Genomic DNA, 24,535 nt, shown 5'->3' on the forward strand with positions numbered 1-24,535 from the left:
ATCTCCTCGATCATAAAGCCCGAGAAAATTCTACTTTTGAAGCCCGTTAATTGCCGGGAGGATTACCGATAGAGACAGAAGGATCGGTGCAACTGGCTGAGCGGTTGGCGGCACAGGCGAACACCGACTATGAAGGCGGCAAGAGGATCATCATGGACAGTCTCGGTGGCATTCCACTCGGACGTCCGGCAAAGCCGGAAGAGGTGGCCAACCTTATTGCTTTTCTGTCGTCCGATCTTGCGGCATCCATCACAGGTGTCGAATTCACAATCGACGGCGGCACTGTACCAACGGTCTGAGCGCTCTGGTTCGCCGCTCGCTTTTCAGGAATTGGGAATGTCCGCCCCTGAAACGCGTGTGGCGATCTGCCTCAATCCGGTGTCCTTCTAACGGAGCCCGTGACTTTTGTGGCGCATGTTGAATGTGCTACAGAACTGCCTTTCAGCAAAGAAGTGATTTAAGGCTATGACATGGTTTATGGAGTTGGAGGGAACTTAAATACCCCGGCATTTTTTAACCTGCTGGTCGGTAGCTATCACAGGTTGATCGGCAAACGATTGATAGATGATGGGCAGGGCGCGGAATGGCTGTATGGAGAGGCACCTTTTGTCGTTCTGGCACATAACACCGAGCCTGATCCGACATTTGTGTATGCCAACATGACGGCCCAGCGCCTCTTCGGCTACAACTGGAGTGAATTCATCACGCTCCCCTCCCGGCTATCAGCGGAGATGGCAGAAAGGGCAGAACGTCAACATCTGCTGGACGCAGTGTCGCAACGGGGCTTCATCACCAATTATCGCGGCCTGCGGGTAACGAAGACGGGTCAGCGGTTCTGGATGGAGGATGGCGCGGTTTGGCAATTGCAGGATGAAAGCGGTCAGATACATGGCCAGGCAGCGGCATTCAGCCGTTGGACCTTCGTCTGATCGGCGTTCCTGAACCCTTCCTCCGCTCAGCCTGCGCAAAAACAAATAGATGGAGCACTTTTAGGTCAGCCGGTTTTCTGCGGACCTATTTTAGCTCGTTCTTGCAGAAAGGTCCTTGCAGGCCTTGCTGATGATATCGACGAAGGTTTTGACAATCGGCCTGCTTTTCCAGTCTTCGAGTGTCGCGACCTGAAACTTCGCCTTGTAGGAAAACAGATTGGGGCGGATCAGTCGCATCCGTCCCTGCTGGACGAAGGGAGCCGCATAATGGTCGGGAAGATAGCCGAGATAGCATCCCGATAGTATCAGATAGGCTTCCGCCTCCATGTTCGATACGGTCGCGTGCGAACTTGAAATAGCGAAGATCTTGATGTCTCTCGCGGCCCAGTAGCTGCGGCCGATAATGCGGTGTGTGCGAACTTGATCGATGCCAATTTCGTCGTCGGCCATGGCAAACAGAGGGTGTCCCGCCCCACAATAAAAGTTCTGCGTCTCCTCGTAGAGATCGATATAGGCAAGTCCGAGTGCCATTCTCGGGAAGCTGCCGACCGCAAGGTCGAGTTTTCTCGCCACCACATCACGAAGCAGTTCACCCGGTGAACGGGTTTCCATGGACAGGTGAAGCGAAGGGGCAACTTCCGCCAATTCTGCAATGGTTGCCGCGACTGGTGAAACCGGATCGGTAATTGTGTTGTCAACCAGTCCAACGGACAGGGTGCCGCTCAAGTTCGAGCGTAGCCCGGCAACCTTCCGGCTGAATTGATCCAGCGAACCAAAAAGCCTTTGGCATTCATCGAAAATGAGGCGACCATTGTCCGTGAGCTGAAAGCCGCCGCGTCCGCGTTTGCAAAGCGTCACACCCAGCCGTTGCTCAAGGGCGGATATCTTTTCCGAGATTGTGGAGAGTGAAAGATTTAGGTCTGCCTGGGCGGCGGAAAGACCGCCCGCTTCAACAACTCGAATAAAGATACGGATGAGGCGAATATCGGCATTGTCCACGGCAATGGGACTACGCGAACTGGCCTCAGATCTTTGCATCTTGCATCCTTCGGGGGCCAAACCGGAGCGATCAGGCCGCATGAATCGATCCTGCAGACGATATTGCCTGGCCAGTCTGGAAACAAGACGTATGGCGGTTGAAGTTTGGGGGAGGTAAGCGCGAGCTGGAAAGCCCACGCCTGAGGTTAGTTTGCGAAATGACCGACAGATAGGTCATGCGGCATAGGTGATCCGACCAGCGCAGATAGTGTAGCGCGGAGCGACGCCCACAATCGCATCTGGATCAAGGCTTTCCATATCCTGATCCCAGACCACGATGTCAGCTGCAAAGCCCGCTTTCAGCGTGCCCTTCCACCCATCGGCAAATTCTGCGTAAGCGCCGCGCACGGTGTATGCGTCGAGTGCCTCCATCAGAGTCTGACGATTGTCAGGCAGATCGCTCCGCCATGGCTTGCGTGTCATGGCAGAATGCATGGACAGGATGGGGGATACTGGCGACACCGGCCAATCGGTCGAGAAGATCAGATCAATCTTGGCATCGCGAATGGCCCGCCAGGCATAGGAGCGGTCCCAGTTCTGTGCGCCGATGCGTGACAGTGTCGGCTCCAGTGGAAGTCCCATTTGCCCGGGCGGAACGGTGGGTTGCATGGAGGCGATAGTCTTCAGTTCCCGCATACGGTCGAGATCACCCCAACGTACCACTTCGATATGTTCGATGCGGTGCCTGCTATCGCGCGCGCCGTTTGCGGCTCTGGCTGCCGCATAGCCGTCGAGAACGCAGGATACCGCGCCGTCACCAATGGCGTGAACGGCAATCTGAAGTCCGCGTTTGTCTGCCTCAATGCAGATGCGGTCAAAGGTTTGCTGATCGAAACGCGCCTCGCCCTTCCAACCGGGCCGGTCATCGTAATCGTCATACATCAGGGCTGTATGGGAATCGAGAACCCCGTCCATGAACACCTTCACGGTTCCGGAATTCAGCCATTCGCCGCTGAACTCGGCATGCATCTGGGCCGCCTTGTCCATCTGTTCGATGATGTCGCCGCTGACATAGTGCAATGGCACCCGACCTCGGCAAAGCAGCTCTCCCTCAGCCTGGATCTCGGACAGGAGTTCAAGCTGGTAGCGATTGCCATCCATGTTCTGGAAGCTGGTGATGCCATGCGCTGCCAGATGCTGCAGACCGCGTTTCAGCAGGTTGCGATCGAAGGCGCGCTCGGCCTCCGAAACATGCTGCGGCTCATCACCGGTGCTGAGCCCCAGCATGTCCCTTCCGGCGTTAAGACCTAACGCAATAACATCGTCAAAGGCATAATGCTCGCGCAATTCTCCCTGCGCCAGACCATCCTCCCCCATAACGATTTCGTTACCTGGCGGAAGTTTGCGACCTCCCAGAAGCCCCGCCTTGGTCAGTGCGATCGTATTGGCCCAGACCGTGTGGTGATCTGGAGACATCAGGGCCAGCGGGCGATCTGGCAGAATGGAATCGAGCACATGCCTGTCAATTGCGCGACCTTCACCCAGGATTGTGTAGTCACAGGTATTGGCCATCAGCAAAGGATCCGAAGGCCGTGATTGCGCATAAGCCAAGATGGCTGATTTCATCGCGTCATAGCCCTTCACCTCAAACAGTGAAAGCTGGTCCAGTTCGGCAGAGCCACCAAAGATATGAATATGGCTTTCGTTGATGCCCGGGGTAACGGTTGCGCCAGCTGCGTCGATAACCTGCGTTTCGCTGGTTTGGTAAGCGGCAATTTCGCTGTTGGTTCCCACAGCAAGGATGCGGCCTTTGGCAATGGCTATAGCTTGCGCGTGCGGCTTCGCCGGATCCATGGAAATAATCCGGCCGTTCGTGATGATCATATCCGCTGAAACGGCCATGTGTGCTCCTCTCCTCAAGCGCCCGTTCAGGACGCCGCCAACTCATTATTCAACAGTGAAGTAGTATTTGCGGCAGGTTTCTGTGACCTCGAAACGCCCGTTGAAACCCTTGCGCATGACATAGGTGTCACCAGCCCCAAAGCTTTGCGGCTGCTCGCCATCGGGGGTAATGATCACCTTGCCGGAGAGGATATGGGCCATCTCGTTGAACGGATAATCGTCCATACGCTCGGCATAGGGTGTTGCTTCCCAAATTCCGCAGGTCTGCTTCTCTTCCGAGAAGATGACAGTTCCCTGTTCCGCCGGCGCTGCCGTCAGCAGGCTTTCGGCGGGCACTACCTGACAGGATTCCAGGCCATTTGGACCGTTCGGTACCAATGCAATCAGCTTCGACATTTCTTGTTCCTTTACAGAAGGCTTTCAGCGAGCCCGCGTCACGTGCTTCACCGCCCGGTAGGCGGAGAGGCCCCACGGGCCCAGTTCCCGTCCAATACCGCTTGCCTTGAAGCCACCCCATGCGGTGCTCGGGAAAATGATCTGCGCACTGTTGACCCAGACATGACCGGCATCGATACGACCTGCTACCGCATCCGCTTTATCCCGATCTGTGCCGACGACAGTCGCCGCAAGCCCGAATTCGGTGTCATTGGCATTTGCAATGGCTTCTTCAACGCTTGAGAAGCTGCGCACGGCGAGAACAGGCCCGAAAATCTCATCGCGCCATACAGAGTTATCCATCGGCACATCCCGATAGATGGTGGGTGCAACAAAATAGCCTTCGCGCCCGGCAATTGCCGCACCGCCCGTCAGACAATTCAGCCCATCTGCCTTCGCCTGCTGGAGCGCTGCCTTTACCTTTTCAAATTGCGGCCCATTCATCAGCGGTCCCATCTCCGCTTCCGCCGTCTCGTGCCCCCCAACATTCAGGCTGGCAGCCTTTGCCACGAGTGCTTCGATGAACTCTTCCGCAATCTTGTCGGACACCAGGAGGCGCGACGTGGCTGAACACATCTGGCCGCAATTGAAGAAAATACCGGCAGATGCAATCTCCACCGCCTGGTCGATATCCGCGTCCTCCAGAATAACGATGGGGGACTTGCCGCCCAGTTCCAGCGATACCGGCACAATGCGCTGTGCCGCTGCTGCCATGACGCGCGCACCCGTGGCGTTGGAGCCAGTGAAGGAAATCTTGCGAAAACGTCGATCGGCGCACAATGCGGCACCAATATCGCCCAGGCCCGGCACGATGTTGAGGACACCGGCTGGCAACCCGCTTTCGATGGCAAGATCGCCATAGACGAACTCGGCCAGGGTGGTGAATTCCGATGGCTTCAAAACAGCCGTGCAGCCCGCAGCGAGCGCGGGTGCCAGCTTCCAGGCAGTCGTGACCATCGGAAAGTTCCAGGGAACGATCAATGCAACCGGACCCAGCGGTTCGAAATAGGTTGCGCCCTGCAGATCCTCCAGCGGGAGCTCCACAGGCTTTCCTTGTCCACCGTCCAAACCTTCCGCAAGCTCGGCGTAATAGTCGAATGTCGCGCTTGCGTCGTCGACATCGATTTCAGCCTCGAAACGCGGTTTGCCGCTGTTCAGCATCTGCAGGGCCACCAGTTGCGGCTTGCGGGCCTGCAGGCCCTTGGCAATGGCACGCAGGAAGCCTGCGCGCTCGCTTCCGCTGGTCTGTCGCCAGGTGGAAAATGCATTTGCGGCAGCCGCTGCGGCCTGCGCCACCTGTTCCTTCGAGGCAGGTGCAAACTCCGCAAAGGCTTTGCCCGTGGATGGATCGATGGCCTGGATTGGCTGGCTGCCTGCGCCATCCAACCATTGGCCGTCAATGAAAACGGTCTGCTTGCGCTCGAGGAGAGCGGTCGGCACCTCAAGGTGCATTGGGCGAGTGAATGTTGTCATCAGAGTGGGAACCCCATTTTGTGCACCATGCTAATCCACAATTTTCGCCAGCCGCCTTTTTGATCCACCTCATCCAGCGCATACATCGTGGTCTTCGCACCGATCCAGCGGAAAGGTTCCGGCGGAATCCAGTTTGGCAGCGTCCGTGCGAAGTCGAGGTCGAGATCCGGATTGGCCTTGCCGTCCAGAATATCGAGACCGATTGAGGCGCCAAACCGGGTTGCGGTGACACCAAAACCAGAATAACCGCCTGCGTAAATGCCCTTGCCGCCGTAATAACGCTGGAAATGGACGGCCAGCCGCATGGTTAGATCGATCGGCCCGGACCATGCATGCGTGAACTTGACATCGCCGAGCTGCGGGAAGGTGTTGAAGAAGTAGCCTGCGAGCCTGTCGTAGGTCTCGATCTTCCGATCCTGGGCGGGGTCTGTGTTGTTGTTGAAGAAATAGCCGACGCGCCCGCCGAAGATAATGCGGTTGTCGTGCGTCAGTCGCATATAGTTCAACTGGGTCCGCGTATCGTAGATGCCCTGACGGTTCTTCCAGCCCAGTCTTGACAGCTGTTCCTGCGTCAGGGGCTCCGTGGCAAGCACGCGGTCACGCACGGACACGATACGTTTCTTGATGTCCTTGTGGCCCGCATTCCAGGCATTGGTCGCAAACAGGACCTTCGGGGCTTTAATGCGGCCGTCATGGGTAACGATGGTCAGGGTACCGCCGTTATCTTCAAGCCCGGTCATCGGTGTGTGCTCGTAAATGCGAACGCCAAGGCTGAGGGCGACCCTCTTCAGCCCCCAGGCGAGCTTGGCCGGATGCACGATGCCGCTGCGCTCCTTCGACCACATTCCGCCATCGAACAGGGGCGAGGCTACTTCAGCCTGTGTCTTTTCCCGGTCCAGCAGCACAACGTTGTGGCCGTATCGTTTTGCAAGCTCGAACTCTTCTCGCAGCTCATCCATGCCCCCGTGACCGATGGCGACAGTCATTTCACCGGACCATTCCAGATCCGCATCGATGGCATAGTCCTCGATGGTCTTCGTCCAGCCGTCGAGATTGGCCTTGCCGAGCCGCTCCAGCGCGGGGAGATCTTTGGGAAAAATCCGGTTTGCATTGGAAAGGCCGTGCATGACCGAGGTGGAAACGATACCGCCGGGGCGGCCCGAGGCCCCGTGCCCTACTTTTCCAGCTTCAATGATTGCAACATCGCGCCCCGGATTGGCCTGCTTGGCGAGAATAGATGCCCAAAGGCCGGTAAACCCGCCGCCGACGATGAGCAGGTCGGCATCGGCCTGACCTACGAGATGAGCTTCACTCGAGGGAGCAAGCGGATTATCGAGCCAGAACGGATAGAGTGTCGCGTCGGCCAAGGACCTGCGAGTTGCGGTCATTTTGAATATGCTCCGAGCAGTTTCGGCAGATCGCCGAAACGGGCAACCAGCGAGAAAATTATGACGGTGACGAATACGAAGAAAATCGAGGCCGATGCCATGACCGGCGTATAGCCGTAGCGCAAGGAATTGAAGATCTTCATCGGCAAGGTTTCCAGAACGGCACCCACCGTCATGTAAGCCACAAGATATTCGTTAAGCGATACGACGAAGGCGAAGGCAAAGCCGGAGATCAGGTAGGGACGCACCAGCGGCAGAACGATTGTCCGCAGAATGGTGAGGTTATCTGCCCCCATGGTGGCTGCTGCTTCCGGCAGACTGTCTTCCAAAGATCCGAAGCCCAGTGAAAGAGAGACCAGCGGCAAGGAGACAAGGAATATCCCGTGGCTGATGACAACCGTCCAGGATTGGCCATAAAATCCGGACTGCGTCCAGAATGACAGAAAGCCCATGGCCGTGATGACCGGCGGCAGAAGGAACGGCATCAGGCCAATCGCAACGACGATTTTGACGATGCCCAGGCGATAACGCCAGTTGAACCATGCCAGCGGAAAGGCAATCAGCACAGCAAAGCTCGCAGATAACAGTGCAATAATCGTGCTGTTCACCACAGCGCCAGACCAGTCGGCCACGCGAAACAGATCCAGATACCAGCTGAGGTTAAAGCCCTGTGGCGGAAAGGTCAGAGACTTCCTCTCGTTCACGGAAACGCCCAGTACCACAATCAGTGGAGCGGACATGACAGCGCCAAGCAGCGTGAAAAAAATGCGGCGCACAAGGATCTGGTTCATTGCGTTTGCTCCTTACGCCCGAAGAGAACAACCGTTCCCGCGATCAACAGCGTCACGATCACCAGAAACACTGCCAGTGCGGCTGCGAATGGAATATTCGACTGCACGAGCGCCTGGTCGCTGATGGCGACAGACAGTGTCCAATGCTGCGGCCGACCGAGAATCTGGGGCATCAAGTATGTGCCGAGCGTAAAGACCATGATCATCAGGAAGGTCGTGACGATGGAATTACGCTGCATCGGAAGCACAACAATGAAGAACGTGCGCAAGGGGGAGGTGCCCAGAGTTCTGGCCGCTTCCTCGATATGCGGATCGACCCGCGAGAGAATAGGAAAGAGCACCAGAACTGCATAGGGAAAGGCGGTATAGACAACACCTGCAACGACCGCCGCCAGTCCTGGCGCATAGGAGGCCGGCTTGTCCAGTAACCCGATAAAGACGAGAAAATTGCTGATCCCGGCGGTCCGGGACAAGAGCGTCGACCAGGCGAAACCGATGATGGATTCCGACAGAGAAAGGATGGAGAGCAGGAAGATCAGCCAGCAGACCTGCGTGGAGCGCGGTGCGTTGACGAGCAGATAGGAAAAAGGAAACGCGATGACAATGGCGATGGCCGCCACGCCCAGAGCAAGACCGAAAGAGGCCACAACCAACCAGCCGAAAAAGGGGCTCAACAGGCGTTCGTAGTTTTCCAGTGTGAGAATGTTTTCGATCAGGCCCCCACCGGCATTCTTATGAAACGAGGCAAGGATCATCGAGCCGAAAGGCACGACAAAGAAGAGTGTCAGAAGGGAAGCGGGCACCAGAAGCGGCAGATAGACCGCGAAAGATTGAGGCTTGGGAACATTCATGGTTCACCTCAGAACAACGCAGGCCGAGGCCGGAACATGAACGTAAACAGATTGCCCCACGGTCAAGCTGCTCTCCTGCCGCGATGGCAGGGAGACGATGATATCTCTGGGTTGTCCTTCGACCGCAACATTGACTTCGATGGCCGAACCCAGATGACGGGTGAATGCCACCTTGCCTGCCACGCTGCTTTCGCTTGGCTGAGTGCGAATCTCCAGATCTTCAGGGCGAACCGAGAAGGTTATTTTACCGTATGCGGGCGCATTGCCGATGCTGACCGTTCCGCCGGGGACGATGACTTTGCCAGGCGCTTCAACATGCCCTTCGATCAGGTTGGCGACCCCGATAAAGTCCGCAACGAAGGCGTTGGCCGGGTTTCGATAGATTTCGAGTGGTGGGGCAACCTGTTGGATAACGCCGCCTGACATGACCACGACGACGTCCGCGGTGGTCATCGCTTCCCTTTGGTCATGCGTGACCAGGAAAGTGGTAATCCCCAGTTCCTGTTGCAGGCGCTTCAACTCCACCTGCATGGCTTCACGCAGCTTGGCGTCGAGCGCAGACATTGGCTCATCAAGGAGAAAGAGTTTCGGTTTCAAGGCAAGCGCGCGCGCAATGGCGATGCGTTGGCGCTGACCGCCTGAAAGCTGGTTGATGGCACGATCGGCAACACCCGGCAGGTGAACGAGTTTCAGCAGTCTTTCCACTTCCGACTTCTGAACATCCTTCGAAACACCTCGAATGCGTAGCGGATAGGCGATGTTTTCGCCAACCGAAAGATGCGGGAACAGGGCAAGCGACTGGAATACCATTCCGAAATCGCGAAGATGAGCCGGTACTTCGGTAATATCGCGATCATCAAGGATGATCTTTCCTGTCGATGCGGTCTCCAGTCCGGCGATAATGCGCAGCAACGTGGACTTGCCGCACCCGGAAGGACCGAGCAGACATACGAACTGCCCATTTTCCACCTTCAGCGAGATATCGCTCAATGCGTTTACCGGGCCGTAGGTCTTGTTGAGCTTTTGGATCGCCAATCCCGACATGTACTTTCCTTCAGGCATTGGGAGCGGCTGCACTTCACCCGCTCCGGTAGGCTTGTTCGATGCAAAATCAGGATCAGCCCTGTTGCATCTCGCTCCAGACCTGGTTGATGAAATCGGTCTTCAATGCCTGCATTTCATAATGCGGTGTGACCGGATCGATATCAGAGGAGACGGAATCGAATTCCTCATCCGTGAGATCGGTCAGAGACCGGTCTATGACCGGCGCAGCGCCGAGCTTGCGCGCAAGGGTTGCCTGGGTGGAAGCCTGCGACATGTAATCGATGTAGATATGCGCGAGATCCAGAGCGGGAGCCGCAGCCTTGGTAACGGCCCAGGAGCCATAGTCATAGATCCCGCCTTCGATCGGCATCGTCGAGCGGACCGGGAAGCCATCCTTGACGGCAAGGCGCGTCACGTCGTGGAAGTATTGACCCATCGGGATTTCGCCGGATTTCAGGGCCTGTTCGAACTGAGCTTCATCGCGATACCACAGGCGCACATTCGGCTTCAATTCGCCCACCTTTGCAGCAGCTTCGCGAATGCCGTCATCGGTATCCAGGTGTTTAATTCCGCCGAAATAGCATTTGGCTGCGACTTCAAGCAGGTAAGAGTTGCCGACATTGGCAAGCAGCCCAAGGCTGTCCTTGTATTTCGGGTCCCAGATATCTTTCCAGGAGGTCGGCGCTTCCTTGTAAACGTCGGTGTTGGAGACAAGAGTGATGTACCAGCCTGTCGCACCGACCGCGACAACTTCGCCAGCCTTGTTTCTGTTAACCAGGTGAGGCTTTACATTCTTCAGGTTGGGCAGACGCTTCGGGTCGAGCGGTGCCCAGAGGCCGGAATTGGCGCCCCGAATGACCGGCACACCAGCCATCATGGAAACATCGACTGGAGATTTGCCAGCTCTCGCTGCCTGTTCCAGCTGAACCAGCCAGACTTCGCCCGTCGGCTCGGCAACGCTTTCAATGGTGATGCCCGTCGCTGCCTTGAAATCAGGAAAGATGGCTGTGTCGAAAGTGTCCTTGAAGTAGCCTCCATAGACCCCGACGCGCAGCTTTTTTTCCTGTGCACGAACAATGTTCGGAAAACCGGTTACGACTGACGCCACGCCTGCTGCGGAAAGTCCCGCCAGTACGCTACGGCGGCGAATTGGCGATTGTATGAGATTGCTGTCGGTCATGATGCTCCCCTTTATTTTTGGCATCCATTGATCTTGGATGGTCAATGATCGCGTTTCAGAAATACATAAGAAATTGGCCCGTCATCACTTCGGAGAAATCAGAACTAATCTGGCGCATCCGCTCATTAAGCTCTGCCTCGTTTTATCAGGAGAGTGTTCCATGACCGACCAGTTGCATCTGAAAGCCCTTCGCGAGAAATATGGCAACGCTTCAGGTGGCGATATTTTCGACCCCCATTTCCGTGAGGTAGCCGAAGCGCAGTTTACTGGCGGCGACAAGCGCAAATGGCCGTTTGCTGGCATTCCAACCTTCCTCGATGCGCCGTCTATGCCGGATGCAGCGCAATCGGCAGACTTTGGCGGGCTGGATATTGCGCTGATCGGCGTTCCCATGGATCTGGGCGTGACAAACCGTAACGGCAGCCGTTTCGGTCCCCGTGCGCTTCGCAGCATGGAGCGTGTAGGCCCTTATGATCATGTCCTTCGCGTCGCGCCGATGAGCAAGGCCAAGATTGCCGATATCGGTGACGTGCCGATGCAGAGCCGCTACGATCTGGCCCAGTGCCATGCGGATATCGAAGCTTTCTATCATCGTCTGGTCAAAGCCGGTGTTCGCCCGCTCAGCGTTGGCGGCGATCACTCAATCACATCCTCAATCCTCAAGGCCGTGGGTGCGAAAGAGCCCGTAGGTTTGATCCACATTGACGCCCATTGCGATACGGCCGGTCCATACGAAGGCACCAAGTTCCAGCACGGTGGGCCGTTCCGTCTGGCTGTCCTTGATGGCGTGCTCGATCCACGACGCACAATCCAGATCGGCATCCGCGGCCCGGCGGAATATCTCTGGGAGTTCTCCTATGAAAGCGGCATGACCGTGGTGCATGGAGAGGAGATCAACGAGACGAGCCTGCCGAAGATCATCGAGAAAGCGCGCGAAATCGTCGGCGCTGGCCCAACCTACATTTCCTTCGACATCGATAGTGTCGATCCGGGTTTCGCGCCGGGAACCGGAACGCCAGAAGTCGGCGGCTTGCAGCCGCGTGAGGTGTTGCAGATCCTGCGCGGGCTTTCCGGCCTGAATATTGTTGGGGGAGATGTCGTGGAAGTCGCACCTCAATACGATTCAACGACCAATACGGCACAGATTGCCGCTCAGGTCCTTCATACAATCCTTTGCCTGATGGTCAAAGATTGAACGCTTCAGCAGCCTGATCCACTGCCGACACTGACAAGGAGAATGCCCCAAGATGCGCAACTTCGAAAAACCCACACGGTCAACTGCCGTGTCGGCGAAGGCCATGGCCGCAACGTCCCACCCCTATGCAACATTGACTGCGCTTAAGATTTTGCAGGCAGGCGGCAACGCCATGGATGCAGCCATCGCGGCATGTGCCGTTCAATGCGTGGTGGAGCCGGGCTCGACTGGCATTGGTGGTGACTGCTTCGTTCTTTATGCACCGAAGGGCGGGGATAAGGTTCTGGCCTACAACGGTTCCGGCCGGACGCCCAAGGCTCTGACCCTGGAATGGTTCGAAGAGCGCGGACTGAGCGAAGTGCCCCGCCAGTCTCCAGCCTCGGTAACGATCCCCGGCGCTATTGATGCCTGGACGAGGCTGCATACGGACCATGGGCGCTTGCCATTTGCCGAGGTGCTTGCTCCGGCGATTGCCTATGCGGAGGAAGGCTATGCAATCACACCGCGCGTTCATCGCGATTGGTTGCGTGAGGAAAAGCTTCTATCTGCAGACAAAGACGCGGCAAACATATTCCTGCCGAAAGGTCGCGCGCCACGCATCGGGGAAATGCATCGCCAGCCGCTTCTGGCTGCAACTCTTCGGCTGATTGCCAATGAAGGTCGCGACGGCTTCTACAAAGGTCGGGTGGCTGCGGATATGGTGGAGTATCTGCGCTCGCTTGGCGGTTTGCACACTCTGGAGGATTTTGCCTCTGCTCAGGGTGAATATGTCACTCCGGTAACCACGGATTTTCGCGGCTATACGGTTCATGAATGTCCGCCCAATGGGCAAGGCATTATTGCGCTGCTGATTCTCAACATCCTGTCGCACTTCGATAGCAAATACGAAGCGACATCTCCGGATCGTCTGCACATTGAAATTGAGGCGACGCGTCTTGCCTATGCCGCGCGCGACGCGTGGATTGCAGATCCGTCAAAGGCCGAGGTGCCGGTTGATGAGTTGCTCTCCACAGAATTCGCCGCCAAACTTGCCTCGATGATCGACCTTAACCGCGCCCTGACTGAGCTGCCGGATTTCGAAATGCCGCTCCACAAGGATACGGTTTACATTTCGGTGGTTGATGACGAGCGTAACGCGGTGAGCTTCATCAACTCCATTTTCGATTGCTTTGGAACCGGCCTTGTCGCTCCGCAATGCGGCGTTGTGCTACATAATCGCGGCCAGAGCTTTTCGCTGAAGCGCGGACATCCGAATGTGATTGCGCCGAGCAAGCGCCCTCTGCACACGATCATTCCCGGCATGGTCACCCGCAACGGGCAGACGGAAATGTCCTTCGGCGTGATGGGCGGCTATTATCAGGCAATGGGCCATGCACACCTGATATCGAAGGTGGTGGATTACGGGATGGATATGCAGGAGGCGATCGATCTTCCGCGCCTCATTCCCGTGGGTGGCAAAGCACCACGCGTCGAGGCAGAACATACAGTGCCTGCTGAAACGGTTGCGGAACTCACACGGCGCGGCTTTGAAATCGTGCCGGCGGAAGATCCCATCGGAGGTGCGCAGGTCATTCGTATAGATCGGGAAAACGGTACACTTTCCGGTGCATCGGAATCCCGAAAAGACGGCATGGCGCTTGGTTATTGAGATGGCGGCGCCCGCGCCCTGCCAGGCGCGATGCCCGCGCGAACCCTACAGCGATAGATCGCAGACCAGAATTATTTTGAGGAATTGAAGATGATGCAGAATCAGGAAATTGCTTCGCGCCGTGCAGATGCCATATCGCGGGGGGTGGGCGTCACAACGCAAGTTTACGCAGACAAGGCGCAGAATGCGGAAATCTGGGATGTCGAAGGACGCCGCTATATCGACTTCGCCGCTGGCATTGCGGTGGTGAACACAGGTCACCGGCACCCCAAGGTCATCGCGGCGGTGAAGGATCAGCTCGATCATTTCACGCATACCTGCCACCAGGTCGTGCCCTATGAGAATTATGTTCGTCTGGCCGAGCGGCTCAATCAGCTTGTGCCGGGCAGTTTCAAGAAAAAGACAATTTTCGTCACCACTGGCGCAGAAGCCGTTGAAAATGCGGTGAAGATCGCGCGGGCCGCGACCAACCGTTCTGCTGTCATTGCATTCACCGGCGGCTTCCACGGACGTACCTTCATGGCCATGACGTTGACGGGCAAGGTGGTGCCTTACAAAAACGGCTTCGGCCCCATGGTGCCAGACGTATTTCACGTTCCATTCCCGGTGGATCTGCATGGGCAGAGCATGGAAGATTCGCTCTCCGTGCTGGACAAGATGTTCAAGGCAGATGTCGATCCCGGTCGTGTTGCGGCCTTTATTGTAGAACCCGTCCAGGGCGAAGGCGGCTTCTACGAAGTGCCGCGCGCCTTCATGCAGAAGCTGCGTGAGATCGCGGACAAGCACGGCATTCTGTTGATCGCTGACGAAGTGCAGACCGGCTTTGCCCGTACCGGAAAGCTGTTTGCCATGGAACATTACGGTGTGGTTGCAGATCTGACGACCATGGCTAAGGGCCTTGGCGGGGGCTTCCCGATTGCGGCAGTGACTGGCCGTGCCGACATCATGGACGCGCCGGGCCCTGGCGGCCTTGGCGGCACCTATGGCGGCAACCCAATTGGTATCGCCGCTGGAAACGCCGTTCTGGACGTGATCGAAGAAGAAAAGTTGAATGACCGGGCAGTCTCGCTTGGCAACCGCCTGAAGCAGAAGCTCGAAGGTCTGCGCGAAGCGGTTCCGCAAATCGCCGATGTCCGCGGCCCCGGTTTCATGAATGCCGTGGAATTCAATCTTCCGGGCAGCAAGACACCGAATGCCGAATTTACCAACAAGGTACGTGAACGCGCCTTGCAGAAGGGCCTCATCCTGCTGACCTGCGGCGTTTATGGAAACGTCATTCGCTTCCTCGCGCCCATCACCATTGAAGACGATGTTTTCAATGAAGCACTTTCGATCCTCGAAACAACGCTGCGTGAATGCGCATCGGAGGCTTGATCCATGGCTATTTCGGAGAGCCTGCTTGCGAAGCTGAAGGACCCTTCGCTTGTCACCGACAAGGCACTGATTGCCGGAGCTTGGGTGGCGGCCAGCGATAGCGGCAAAACCTTCAACGTGACCAATCCTTCCAATGGTGAAGTGATTGCGACCTTGCCTGACATGGGGCGCGATGAAACGTCCCGTAGCATCGATGCGGCCTATCGGGCCCAAAAACTGTGGGCGGCAAAGACAGGCAAGGAACGTGCCGTAGTTCTTCGCAAGCTCTATGACCTGATGATCGCTAATGCGGACGATCTGGCGATCATCCTTACCACCGAAATGGGCAAGCCAGTGGCTGAGGCCAAAGGCGAGATCCTTTACGGCGCTTCCTATGTCGAATGGTTTGGCGAAGAAGCGAAGCGCGTTTACGGCGACACTATTCCCGGCCATCAACAGGACAAGCGCATCATCGTCCTCAAACAGCCGGTCGGCGTTGTCGCATCGATCACGCCCTGGAATTTCCCCAATGCCATGCTGGCGCGTAAATTTGCGCCAGCAATCGCAGCCGGATGCGCCATGGTTTCCAAACCGGCTGCAGAAACGCCACTATCGGCCCTTGCTCTAGCGCTTCTGGCCGAGCGTGCCGGCCTTCCAGCCGGGCTCTTCAACGTTATTCTTTCCAAGGATTCCGCCTCAATCGGCAAGGAATTCACGGAGAACGACAAGGTGCGCAAGCTCACCTTTACCGGCTCAACCAATGTCGGCAAGATCCTGATGCGTCAGGGTGCCGAACAGATCATGAAGCTTGGGCTTGAGCTTGGCGGCAATGCGCCTTTCATCGTGTTCGACGATGCGGACCTTGATGCTGCTGTCGAAGGCGCGATGGTTTCAAAGTATCGCAACAACGGCCAGACCTGCGTTTGCGCAAACCGGCTTTATGTCCAGGCTGGTGTCTACGATGCTTTTGCAAAGAAGCTGAGCGAAAAAGTTGCTGCCATGAAGGTCGGCGATGGGTTTGAAGCTGGCGTCAATGCCGGACCCCTGATTACGCAGAAGGCGTTGGACAAGGTCGAAGAGCATATCGCCGATGCGGTGTCGAAAGGCGCAAAGGTGGAATTGGGTGGCGAGAGAGATGCACGCGGTGGCCTCTTCTTCCAGCCGACTGTACTCACCGGGGTCACGGCGGAAATGAAAGTGGCGCGTGAGGAAACCTTCGGTCCGGTCGCTCCGCTCTTCAAGTTTGAAACGGAAGAGCAGGTCATCGAACTGGCTAACAATACCGAGTTCGGACTCGCCTCCTATTTCTACTCAAAGGATGTGTCGAAGATCTTCCGTGTGGCTGAGGCACTGGAATACGGGATGGTCGGCGTGAACACCGGCCTTATCTCTACCGAAGTTGCTCCTTTCGGCGGCATCAAGCAGTCGGGGCAGGGACGCGAGGGATCAAAATACGGTATCGAGGACTATCTGGAGATCAAGTATCTCTGCGTCAGTATCGAGCAGGCTCCGTAATCTTCGCTATCAACCTTCCGCTTTGTAACAGCGCTTCCGACCGGAAGTGGTGAGACAAGGGGATAATTCCGAGCCCAAGGGCGGATGAGACCTGACAGGCTTTGCGAGGATGAGCATTCAGCATGCTCATCCTCGCAGGCGTTCAAGCCCCGATGGTTGCCAGATAGATGGAGTAAAGAGAGCGTGTCGCGGTAATGAAGAGCCGGTTTCGCCTTGCTCCCCCGAAGCAGAGATTTGCCACAGTCTGCGGCACCAGCACCTTGCCGATCAGCGTGCCATCCGGTGCAAAGCAATGCACACCATCCCCGGCGCTGGTCCAGAGGTTGCCATAGACATCAAGACGGAACCCGTCGGGAATTCCGTTGTCCAACCCGCAGAATGTCCGACCATTCGTCAGCCTTCGTCCATCCACCACATCGAAAACGCGGATGATCGGTTCGGCTGCATCGTCGTGGCTGCGTGCAGAGTCAGCGATGTAAAGACGAGTTTCATCCGGGGAGAAGGCCAGTCCATTGGGTTGGCCGAAGTCATCAACGACCGCCTCCAGATCACCTGTTACAGGATCGAGGCGAAAGACGTTTCGATGCGTCTGCTCTGGTTCGGCCTGATAGCCTTCATAGTTCGACATGATCCCGTAAGTGGGGTCGGTAAACCAGACGCTTCCATCCGATTTCACCACGACGTCATTGGGGGAGTTGAGGCGTTTACCGCGATAGGTCTCGGCAAGCACTGAAATGCTGCCGTCAATCTCGGTCCGAATGACCCTTCGTCCGCCATGCTCGCAGGAGATCAGCCGTCCTTGCCGATCACGGGTGTTGCCATTGACGAAATTGCTGGGCTGGCGAAAGACGGAAACAGGCTGCCCTTCCACATAGCGTAACATCCTTTCGTTAGGGATGTCGCTGAAGAGAAGGAGATTTTGATCGGCGAACCAGACCGGGCCTTCTGTCCACCGCCCCCCATCGAACAGCTCCTCCAGTTCGGCACTTGGAACAATGAGTTGGCGGAAACGCGGATCGAAAGTCACAAAAACAGATGCGTTCATGGAAAAAGGCCCTGATTAGCGGGTGCTGACCCGTCGGCTTGCGGCAATGATGACGGCAATAATGATGAGACCTGTCAGCATCAAGCGGATGCCCGCACCAAAACCGTAGGTGTTCAGCATCGAGACGACGAGGAACATGAAAAGAGAGGCGCCCCATATGCCGGGAACATTGGAATTGCCCCCAGCTACCGCCGATCCGCCGATAACGACGACAGCAATGGACATCAGCAGGTACTCGGCTCCCATATTAAGGGCGGCGCCGCCCGAGAAGCTGGCAAGCAGATATCCGCACAGTGCAGCGAGAACCGCACAGAGAAGATAAGTAACGAAGCGCGTGCCATCCACCGGAATGCCTGCCATTCGGGCAGCAAACGGACTTTGCCCTATGGCTGAAATCCAGCGGCCATAGATCGAACGATCCAGCAGCCACCACACAATGGCGGAAAGAAGCAGGCCGACCACCGCAATGTTGGGAATGCCGAAAACGAGGCCGGTGGTGAAGGCTGACAGTTCCTCCGGCGGCTTGATGCGCAGACCGCGATTGGACCAGATGGCAAGGGATTGCACAAGGAAGCTCATGGAAAGCGTGGCGATGATCGGCGGGATGCGCAGCAACTTGATCAATGCATAATTGGCGATACCGACACCAATCCCGATCCCGATGGCGACGAACAGTCCGGGCAGGATTAGCGATGGGTCAGCATCCATGAACTTCAAGGCCAGCGTGCCTGAGAGTGTGATCGTGGCCGGTACGGACAAATCCACATTGCCAGGCCCCAGCGTGATCACCAGCATCTGACCAAGGCCGACGATCAGGGAGAAGGTCGCGAAAGTCAGCGTTGCCTGGGCGAGGCTGAAGGAGGCGGCCCCGCCTGTCACGACGACGGTGAGCGCGAATGTGACGAGTGCAGCAAGCCAGGACCAGATCCACGGCCGGGTAAAGGTTGAGTTCAATAGCTTCCTCATGTCACCTATGCCTCCCGTCGCGAGAAGATCAATCGAAGGCCCAGAACAACGATCAGCACCGCACCCTGCGCGCCGATTTGCCAGTCCGGTGAAATGCGCAGAAAGGACAGGAAGGAACCTGCCAGTGTCAGCGTCAATGCCCCGACAACGGCGCCAAGCGGCGAAACCCGTCCGCCGACAAAATCACCGCCGCCCAGAATGACACCAGCAATCGAAAGAAGCGTATAGCGTAGCGCGATATTGGCATCTGCCGATGTCGTAAGACCCACCAGCGCCATGCCTGCAAGCACGGAAAACAGGCCGGAAAGCGCATAGGCGGCTACCTTGATTCTGAGAACGGACCAGCCTGCCCTGGAAACAGACCGTGCATTGCCGCCAACCCCGCGAATGGCGACGCCCAATGTAGACTTCATAACCAGAAGATGCGCCACAAGGCCGATGACGATGCTTGCCACGATGGCAAAGGGAATGCCCGGGAACGATGCCGTCATCAATCCCCGCAACCATACCGGCGCTTGCCCGCCGGGGGAGGGCAGGATCAGCACCGCAAGACCACCCCACACGAAGCTCATGCCCAAGGTGACGACAATCGAGGGAAGATCGCGAATATGGATGACGAGACCGATCAGAGCATAGGCCGCGATGGCTGCCGCCAGAATGACAATGCCGAGGAGTGGCTGCGTCGGCATGAACACGGCGGTCACGCAGGCGGCGAAGCTCACGAATGTTCCGATAGATAGATCGAGATCGTTGACCGCGATGATGAGCATCTGGGCAATCGTTGCCAATGCAATCGGCACGGCAAGATTAAACAGGAGGTTCAGCCCCATGTAGCTCATTGCGCGTGGCTGCAGCCAGAAGACGGCAGCCAGAAGGATGACGAGTGATGCTGCAGGAATGATAAGGCGGATAAAGTCTGGCGAGAGTCGCATTCTCATGCTGCGTCTCCCGAGAAGGATGCGGCCAGCACATGGTGCTCGTTTATATCGTCGTCGGTCAATTCAGCAACAATGCTTCCGTCGCGGAACACGTAAACCCGGTCGCACAGGCAGATCTCGTCCATTTCAGTTGAATACCATATGAAAGTGCGGCCAGCTTCGGCTTCCGCACGGATGATGGAATAGACATCCTGCTTCGTGCCGATATCGACGCCCCGCATGGGGTCGTCCATCAGCACGATTTTGGCAGGGGTGGAAAGTGCGCGGGCAAAGAGAACCTTTTGCTGATTGCCGCCGGAGAGCGACAGGATGGGCAGGTTCATATCGGGAGTGCGAATGGCTGTTCTTGCCTTCCATTCAGCGCCCACACTTTCCTCCTGCGCCGCTTCAACCGCACACCGTCGAGACAGCGCGCCGAGATTGCCGATCGAGAGATTGCGAAGAATGCTCCAGAGCGGAAATGTCCCATTCAGCGCACGGTCCCCCGCAACGAAAGCAATGTCTTGAGGCTTGTGCGGCAGCCAATTGCTGGAGCGCGCGCGAAACAGAGAGAGCAACATATCGGTCTGGCCATGACCGCCGAGGCCCGCAAGGCCTATGATCTCCCCCTTGCGTGCGCGAAAACGGTGGCTGGCGGCAGGTGCGGGAGGCAGATCGATGATGATGGGCGCAGCGGCAAGGCCGTTCCGCGTTCCTTTCTGCGTCTTCTCGCGGATGACGCTGCCCATGGCCTCAACCAGGCTTTTGGGCGTAAAATCCGCGACCGGCCGCGCGGCGACCACGCCGCCGTCCTTCATGACCACCACCCGCGTGGAGGTTGAGAGAATCTCTCCGAGAATATGGGATATCAGCAGGACGGAACCACCACCCGCAACAAACCTGCGCACATGCAACAGCAATTGATCAGCAAGGGCAGAATCGAGGGAGGAGGTCGGCTCATCCAGAATAACCAGTCTGGGCGGCATATCCACCGTCAGAAAGTTCAGTGCGATTTCCACCATCTGGCGTTCGGCAATCGACAGAGTGCCAACGGTAGCCTCACATTCTATGCGATTGCCGGGAAAGATTTCCTGAAGTTTGGCGCTCACCAGTTTCAGGGCCTTCCGGCGCCAGCCCCAGCCCTTCAAGCCCGCATGCATAAGGCGCGCATTTTCAACAATCGAAAGATTGGGGCAAAGCGACAGTTCCTGAAAAACGCACCGAACGCCGCCTGAACGGGCAGCAGAAACGCCGGATAAACCGGCTTCCGCGCCACCATAGGCGATACTGCCGCTATGGGGAGTAAGGCCGCCATTGATGACGTTCACAATGGTAGATTTGCCCGCACCGTTATGCCCCACAAGGCCAACGGCTTCACCGGCAGCAATATCCAGATCGACGCCCGATAGCGCACGGACCGCGCCAAAGGTGATGCTTGCGCCGCGCACGGCAACAACGGGAGTGCTCATGCCTGATGTCCGTCCTCAATTCGTCTTGGAAATTACCGGCCAGCCATTGCGAGGCTGGCCGGAGAGGGGACTTACTTCGCCTCAGCGATCACCTTCTCGGCATCGGCCTGGCTATATTCGACATTCGCCACGCCACCCTTCTGCGTGGTCTTCAGGCTCTCATCCAGATTGGCCTGATCGATCCGCAGGAAAGGCACAGTCAGATCCTTCTTGACGTCCTTGCCGTCCAGAATTTGTTGCGCGACCCAGAAGGCAAGCGTTGAAACACCAGGCGCGATGGAGACAGACATGGTCTCGTAGCCATTCGCATCCTTCTGCTTCTTCCACCATTGCAACTCGTCTTCGCGGTTGCCCATCACGATAATCGGCGTCTTGCGCTTGGCCGCCTCGAATGCCTGGGCCGCTCCATAGCCATCTCCGCCTTGCGTGACGACAGCCGCGACCTCCGGCAGGCTGGGCAGAACACCGGCAACGGCGCGCTGCGCGACATCCTGCGCCCAGTCACCATGCACGGAGCCAACAATCTTGAACTGCGGGAACTGCTTGACGCCTGCGTGGATGCCAGCCGAGATTTCGTCGTCAACGAAGACACCCGCAAGGCCGCGCAGTTCCAGCAGATTTCCTCCCTGCGGCAGGCGCTTGGAAAGATATTCAATCTGGCTGCGGCCCATTTCCTTGAAATCCACCGCAATGCGCCATGCGCAGGGTTCAGTCACAATACCATCGAAGGATACGACGACGATGCCTGCATCGCAGGCAGCTTTAACCGCGCCGTTCAAGGCAGTCGGTGAGGCAGCGTTGACGACAATGGCGTCATAGCCTTGCAGGATCATGTTCTGAATCTGCGCCGCCTGTTCCGTCGCCTGGTTCTCGGCCGTGGTGAATGCATCGGCAGCAGCAACTTTGTTGGCTGCAATTGCCTCCTTCGTTACTTTGTCCCAGCTGGTCAGCATGGCCTGACGCCAGGAATTTCCAGCATAATTGTTGGAAAGGGCGATCTTCTTGCCCGAAGTATCCGCATTTGCAGCCTGCGGCAGTACGGCAACAGAAAGCACGGCTGCTGTTGCCAGCAGAATGGTCTTGAACGTCATGTCTCTCTCCCTGTAAATCCGGCTCCTCACCGGGTTCGGAATGCGGTCCTCCCCGCTTCCGATGAATGCAAAGCTGAAGCCTCCGACCTCAGTGCATGCATATTCAGCCATAGCCTTGATCGTGCATAGGGCGAAAACGGCATAGTGTGTGCGAACCTGCGCATATAATTTGCGGGATCCCGCAAGACATGACATCCCCTTGGGACGCACATTCGACATGAGGGCCGCCGCACGCAGCGGCAGGGAGGAAAGACGGTGCTTCACTCTGGTGCGCTGCTTGAACAATATCTGGCGATATCACGGCTTCTGGCCGGGCAGCTGGATTTTCGCTCTGCCATACAGGTGGTGGCGCAGGAGATTGCTCACATTATTCCCCATGACCATATGGATGTGTGCATCAAGATGCTTGATGGCAATTTCCACACGGCGCACGAGAGCGGCATGGAAACGGATTGGAGTCTTCTGCCGCCCCTGCCAGTCAGCGGCAGCCCTATCCGCAGCCTGCTTTTCGGCGAGGTGGACATGCTGCTCACCGACGATGCCTGCAACGATCCTCGCTTCCACTTCGAAGGGGCTCATTCCTATCCCATCGTTCAGCTGGGGCTTCGCGGGCGTTTGCATGTGCCACTGAAGGTTCAGGGGGATGTGATAGGCGCCTTTTCCTGCTCCAGCCGCACGGTTGGCTTTTACGGGTCCGACGATGTGGAACGGGCGAGAGCGATTGCCGATCTCCTTGCCCCCTATTTTTTCGCTCTGCGGGCAGCAGAGCAGAGCAAGCGATCTGCAATCATCGAGGCTGAGGCGCGTGCGCGTGAAGAAGGCCTGCGCCTCGGGGCCTTACGTCTCACGGAAGCGCTGGAAAGCGAAAGACAACGCATTGGCATGGACCTTCATGACCAGACGCTGGCTGATCTGACACGGCTTGCGCGTCGGATGGAGAAACTCAGCCGCAGTTCGGACATGGCTGAGGAAGAGTTGGAGCCTCTTTTGAGGGGCTTGCAGCATTGCATGCAGGATTTGCGGCAAATCATAGAGACGGCGCAGCCTACTGTGCTCCAGCTCTTCGGCTTCGCGCAGGCCGTGGAAACGCATCTGGATCGCTCCCTGCGAGACAGCGGCGCGACCCTTGTCTGGGAGCTTGTGGATGAGGCAGCGGGGGCATTCGATCACCTTGAGCAATCGGTCGCCATTGCCCTTTTCAGAATTACGCAGGAGGCCATCAACAATGCCATACGGCATGCACAGGCAGATCATCTGAAGGTGCTGCTGAAGCGGACATCACGTGCGCTGACTGTGGAAGTGCAGGACGATGGCGTGGGAATTGCGCCATCGGCAAAACGTTCTGGCGGCGGAATTGACAATATGCGCACGAGAGCCCGCCTGATATCTGCGCGTTTCGATGTCGGACGCGGCACATCGGGCGTTGGCACGACCGTCAGCGTAAGCCTGCCGACGACACGCAAGGAGAACCATTCGTGAAAGTCCTGATCATCGAGGACGATCCTCTTCACCGCTCCTATCTCAGCGAGGCCGTGCGGTCGGCCTTGCCGGAATGCCTTCATGTGATCGAGGCGGAAAACGGCATGATCGGCGAGCGGCTTGCGCGGGAAAACAAGTTCGCGCATGTCGTCATGGACCTCCAGATGAATGCCCGCAATGGCATCGAAGCGGCCCGCACAATCTGGAAAGAGCGCCCCGACACGCGCATTCTCTTCTGGTCGAATTATGCCGATGAGGCTTATGTGCGCGGTGTTTCCCGCATTGTACCAGCGGGGGCAGCCTATGGTTATGTGCTTAAGTCGGCATCGGATGACCGGCTGAAGCTGGCGCTGCGAAGCATCTTCATTGAAAGCCAATGTGTGATTGACCGAGAAGTGCGGGGCCTGCAGCAAAGAAGCCTTGGCACATCCAACGGGCTGACGGATAGCGAATACGAGATCCTCGTCGATATTGCCCTTGGATTGACTGACCGGGCCATCGCCACCCGGCGCAACCTCTCTCTGCGCAGTGTACAGAACCGCCTACAGCGGCTTTATGAAAAGCTTGACGTTCACCATCCCGGCACTGGGGCGCAGGAGGAGAACCGCTTCAATCTCCGCGCCCGGGCAGTCTCGATTGCCCTGTTGCGGAAGTTGCTAAACTATTCCGCGCTTGAGCGTGCGGAGGCGGAGCTGTCAGACTGGATGAGTAGCCACTAGAGGGCAGGTGCAGCAAACATATGTCCGCTTTTGTATCCGGCCTGCGTAAGCAAAACGAGACAGCGCATTTCAGATGTTTCCGTTTGAAATGAGACTGCTTCTAGTCTCTCGATTATGCAAACAAGCGTGCCTGTAAAAACAGGTGAAACGCGGCTTGGGATGGGCTA

Annotated in this window: 21 protein-coding genes and 1 pseudogene; 8 read left to right on the forward strand and 14 right to left on the reverse strand. The window is 57.1% G+C overall.

Annotated elements, in window-relative coordinates:
* Positions 1-68 precede the first annotated feature (68 nt).
* Both ACFSE1_RS05135 and ACFSE1_RS05140 read left to right on the forward strand, forming a co-directional pair.
* Positions 69-299, forward strand: a pseudogene (locus ACFSE1_RS05135) (SDR family oxidoreductase); the annotation flags it as partial.
* A 171-nt stretch (positions 300-470) separates the two neighbouring features.
* Positions 471-929: an MEKHLA domain-containing protein gene (locus ACFSE1_RS05140; protein WP_377397347.1), complete on the forward strand. Its 459-nt coding sequence runs from the start codon at positions 471-473 to the stop codon at positions 927-929.
* 90 nt (positions 930-1,019) lie between these two features.
* On the opposite strand, the gene ACFSE1_RS05145 is transcribed toward ACFSE1_RS05140, so the two are convergent.
* The 9 genes from ACFSE1_RS05145 to ACFSE1_RS05185 all read right to left on the reverse strand — a co-directional run bounded on the left by ACFSE1_RS05145 (position 1,020) and on the right by ACFSE1_RS05185 (position 10,971).
* Positions 1,020-1,967, reverse strand: a complete 948-nt coding sequence (locus ACFSE1_RS05145; protein ID WP_377397350.1) for a LysR family transcriptional regulator — start codon at positions 1,965-1,967, stop codon at positions 1,020-1,022.
* A 174-nt stretch (positions 1,968-2,141) separates the two neighbouring features.
* Complete coding sequence (locus ACFSE1_RS05150) at positions 2,142-3,809, reverse strand: amidohydrolase (protein WP_377397353.1); 1,668 nt, start codon at positions 3,807-3,809, stop codon at positions 2,142-2,144.
* A gap of 45 nt (positions 3,810-3,854) precedes the next feature.
* The gene (locus ACFSE1_RS05155; RefSeq protein WP_377397357.1) at positions 3,855-4,205 is read right to left on the reverse strand and encodes a cupin domain-containing protein; all 351 of its coding nucleotides are present in this window, start codon (positions 4,203-4,205) and stop codon (positions 3,855-3,857) included.
* Positions 4,206-4,229: 24 nt separating this feature from the next.
* Positions 4,230-5,717: an aldehyde dehydrogenase family protein gene (locus tag ACFSE1_RS05160; protein ID WP_377397360.1), complete on the reverse strand. Its 1,488-nt coding sequence runs from the start codon at positions 5,715-5,717 to the stop codon at positions 4,230-4,232.
* Positions 5,717-7,105, reverse strand: a complete 1,389-nt coding sequence (locus ACFSE1_RS05165) for an NAD(P)/FAD-dependent oxidoreductase (RefSeq protein WP_377397363.1) — start codon at positions 7,103-7,105, stop codon at positions 5,717-5,719. The genes ACFSE1_RS05160 and ACFSE1_RS05165 overlap by 1 nt, the downstream gene beginning before the upstream one ends.
* Positions 7,102-7,896: an ABC transporter permease gene (locus ACFSE1_RS05170; RefSeq protein ID WP_377397365.1), complete on the reverse strand. Its 795-nt coding sequence runs from the start codon at positions 7,894-7,896 to the stop codon at positions 7,102-7,104. The genes ACFSE1_RS05165 and ACFSE1_RS05170 overlap by 4 nt, the downstream gene beginning before the upstream one ends.
* Entirely contained in the window at positions 7,893-8,747 is an 855-nt protein-coding gene (locus tag ACFSE1_RS05175; protein ID WP_377397368.1) for an ABC transporter permease, read from the reverse strand. Before ACFSE1_RS05175 ends, ACFSE1_RS05170 begins: the two co-directional genes overlap by 4 nt.
* Positions 8,748-8,750: 3 nt before the next feature.
* Positions 8,751-9,791, reverse strand: a complete 1,041-nt coding sequence (locus ACFSE1_RS05180) for an ABC transporter ATP-binding protein (protein WP_377397372.1) — start codon at positions 9,789-9,791, stop codon at positions 8,751-8,753.
* A gap of 73 nt (positions 9,792-9,864) precedes the next feature.
* A complete protein-coding gene (locus tag ACFSE1_RS05185; protein ID WP_377397375.1) occupies positions 9,865-10,971 on the reverse strand; it encodes an ABC transporter substrate-binding protein in 1,107 nt (368 codons plus the stop codon).
* Between the two features lie 160 nt (positions 10,972-11,131).
* On the opposite strand from ACFSE1_RS05185, the gene speB reads away from it, so the two are divergent.
* The 4 genes from speB (at position 11,132) to ACFSE1_RS05205 (ending at position 16,682) form a co-directional block, all read left to right on the forward strand.
* Positions 11,132-12,166, forward strand: a complete 1,035-nt coding sequence (gene speB / locus ACFSE1_RS05190) for an agmatinase (protein WP_377397378.1) — start codon at positions 11,132-11,134, stop codon at positions 12,164-12,166.
* A 52-nt stretch (positions 12,167-12,218) separates the two neighbouring features.
* Positions 12,219-13,814 carry a gamma-glutamyltransferase gene (gene ggt / locus ACFSE1_RS05195; protein ID WP_377397381.1) on the forward strand — a complete coding sequence of 532 codons (1,596 nt, stop codon included), beginning with the start codon at positions 12,219-12,221 and terminating at the stop codon, positions 13,812-13,814.
* Positions 13,815-13,907: 93 nt separating this feature from the next.
* Positions 13,908-15,188, forward strand: a complete 1,281-nt coding sequence (locus tag ACFSE1_RS05200; protein WP_377397869.1) for a 4-aminobutyrate--2-oxoglutarate transaminase — start codon at positions 13,908-13,910, stop codon at positions 15,186-15,188.
* A 3-nt stretch (positions 15,189-15,191) separates the two neighbouring features.
* On the forward strand, positions 15,192-16,682 hold the full coding sequence (locus tag ACFSE1_RS05205; RefSeq protein WP_377397384.1) for an NAD-dependent succinate-semialdehyde dehydrogenase: 1,491 nt from the start codon (positions 15,192-15,194) through the stop codon (positions 16,680-16,682).
* A 142-nt stretch (positions 16,683-16,824) separates the two neighbouring features.
* Here ACFSE1_RS05205 and ACFSE1_RS05210 read toward each other — a convergent pair whose 3' ends face one another.
* The 5 genes from ACFSE1_RS05210 to ACFSE1_RS05230 form a co-directional block, all read right to left on the reverse strand.
* Positions 16,825-17,727: an SMP-30/gluconolactonase/LRE family protein gene (locus ACFSE1_RS05210; RefSeq protein ID WP_377397387.1), complete on the reverse strand. Its 903-nt coding sequence runs from the start codon at positions 17,725-17,727 to the stop codon at positions 16,825-16,827.
* Positions 17,728-17,742: 15 nt separating this feature from the next.
* Positions 17,743-18,693, reverse strand: coding sequence for an ABC transporter permease (locus tag ACFSE1_RS05215; protein ID WP_377397390.1), 951 nt, complete (start codon positions 18,691-18,693; stop codon positions 17,743-17,745).
* 5 nt (positions 18,694-18,698) lie between these two features.
* Positions 18,699-19,631: an ABC transporter permease gene (locus ACFSE1_RS05220; protein WP_377397393.1), complete on the reverse strand. Its 933-nt coding sequence runs from the start codon at positions 19,629-19,631 to the stop codon at positions 18,699-18,701.
* Positions 19,628-21,079: an ATP-binding cassette domain-containing protein gene (locus tag ACFSE1_RS05225; RefSeq protein WP_377397396.1), complete on the reverse strand. Its 1,452-nt coding sequence runs from the start codon at positions 21,077-21,079 to the stop codon at positions 19,628-19,630. The genes ACFSE1_RS05220 and ACFSE1_RS05225 overlap by 4 nt, the downstream gene beginning before the upstream one ends.
* A 71-nt stretch (positions 21,080-21,150) precedes the next feature.
* Complete coding sequence (locus ACFSE1_RS05230; protein WP_377397399.1) at positions 21,151-22,170, reverse strand: ABC transporter substrate-binding protein; 1,020 nt, start codon at positions 22,168-22,170, stop codon at positions 21,151-21,153.
* A 255-nt stretch (positions 22,171-22,425) separates the two neighbouring features.
* Between ACFSE1_RS05230 and ACFSE1_RS05235 the strand changes: the two genes are divergently transcribed.
* The gene (locus ACFSE1_RS05235; RefSeq protein WP_377397403.1) at positions 22,426-23,649 is read left to right on the forward strand and encodes a GAF domain-containing sensor histidine kinase; all 1,224 of its coding nucleotides are present in this window, start codon (positions 22,426-22,428) and stop codon (positions 23,647-23,649) included.
* Positions 23,646-24,368: a response regulator transcription factor gene (locus ACFSE1_RS05240; protein WP_377397406.1), complete on the forward strand. Its 723-nt coding sequence runs from the start codon at positions 23,646-23,648 to the stop codon at positions 24,366-24,368. The genes ACFSE1_RS05235 and ACFSE1_RS05240 overlap by 4 nt, the downstream gene beginning before the upstream one ends.
* Positions 24,369-24,535 lie beyond the last annotated feature (167 nt).

Origin of the sequence: Affinirhizobium helianthi (assembly GCF_042680945.1) — a bacterium.
Lineage (GTDB): Bacteria > Pseudomonadota > Alphaproteobacteria > Rhizobiales > Rhizobiaceae > Neorhizobium > Neorhizobium helianthi.

Excerpts from the sequence above, each read along its gene's own strand:
- ggt (WP_377397381.1), top strand. The coding sequence starts at position 12,219 with ATGCGCAACTTCGAAAAACCCACACGGTCAACTGCCGTGTCGGCGAAG.
- ACFSE1_RS05155 (WP_377397357.1), bottom strand. The coding sequence starts at position 4,205 with ATGTCGAAGCTGATTGCATTGGTACCGAACGGTCCAAATGGCCTGGAA.
- ACFSE1_RS05160 (WP_377397360.1), bottom strand. The coding sequence starts at position 5,717 with ATGACAACATTCACTCGCCCAATGCACCTTGAGGTGCCGACCGCTCTC.
- ACFSE1_RS05145 (WP_377397350.1), bottom strand. The coding sequence starts at position 1,967 with ATGCAAAGATCTGAGGCCAGTTCGCGTAGTCCCATTGCCGTGGACAAT.
- speB (WP_377397378.1), top strand. The coding sequence starts at position 11,132 with ATGACCGACCAGTTGCATCTGAAAGCCCTTCGCGAGAAATATGGCAAC.
- ACFSE1_RS05225 (WP_377397396.1), bottom strand. The coding sequence starts at position 21,079 with ATGAGCACTCCCGTTGTTGCCGTGCGCGGCGCAAGCATCACCTTTGGC.
- ACFSE1_RS05170 (WP_377397365.1), bottom strand. The coding sequence starts at position 7,896 with ATGAACCAGATCCTTGTGCGCCGCATTTTTTTCACGCTGCTTGGCGCT.
- ACFSE1_RS05175 (WP_377397368.1), bottom strand. The coding sequence starts at position 8,747 with ATGAATGTTCCCAAGCCTCAATCTTTCGCGGTCTATCTGCCGCTTCTG.
- ACFSE1_RS05185 (WP_377397375.1), bottom strand. The coding sequence starts at position 10,971 with ATGACCGACAGCAATCTCATACAATCGCCAATTCGCCGCCGTAGCGTA.
- ACFSE1_RS05180 (WP_377397372.1), bottom strand. The coding sequence starts at position 9,791 with ATGTCGGGATTGGCGATCCAAAAGCTCAACAAGACCTACGGCCCGGTA.
- ACFSE1_RS05210 (WP_377397387.1), bottom strand. The coding sequence starts at position 17,727 with ATGAACGCATCTGTTTTTGTGACTTTCGATCCGCGTTTCCGCCAACTC.
- ACFSE1_RS05205 (WP_377397384.1), top strand. The coding sequence starts at position 15,192 with ATGGCTATTTCGGAGAGCCTGCTTGCGAAGCTGAAGGACCCTTCGCTT.
- ACFSE1_RS05220 (WP_377397393.1), bottom strand. The coding sequence starts at position 19,631 with ATGAGAATGCGACTCTCGCCAGACTTTATCCGCCTTATCATTCCTGCA.
- ACFSE1_RS05215 (WP_377397390.1), bottom strand. The coding sequence starts at position 18,693 with ATGAGGAAGCTATTGAACTCAACCTTTACCCGGCCGTGGATCTGGTCC.
- ACFSE1_RS05165 (WP_377397363.1), bottom strand. The coding sequence starts at position 7,105 with ATGACCGCAACTCGCAGGTCCTTGGCCGACGCGACACTCTATCCGTTC.
- ACFSE1_RS05230 (WP_377397399.1), bottom strand. The coding sequence starts at position 22,170 with ATGACGTTCAAGACCATTCTGCTGGCAACAGCAGCCGTGCTTTCTGTT.
- ACFSE1_RS05140 (WP_377397347.1), top strand. The coding sequence starts at position 471 with ATGGTTTATGGAGTTGGAGGGAACTTAAATACCCCGGCATTTTTTAAC.
- ACFSE1_RS05200 (WP_377397869.1), top strand. The coding sequence starts at position 13,908 with ATGCAGAATCAGGAAATTGCTTCGCGCCGTGCAGATGCCATATCGCGG.
- ACFSE1_RS05150 (WP_377397353.1), bottom strand. The coding sequence starts at position 3,809 with ATGGCCGTTTCAGCGGATATGATCATCACGAACGGCCGGATTATTTCC.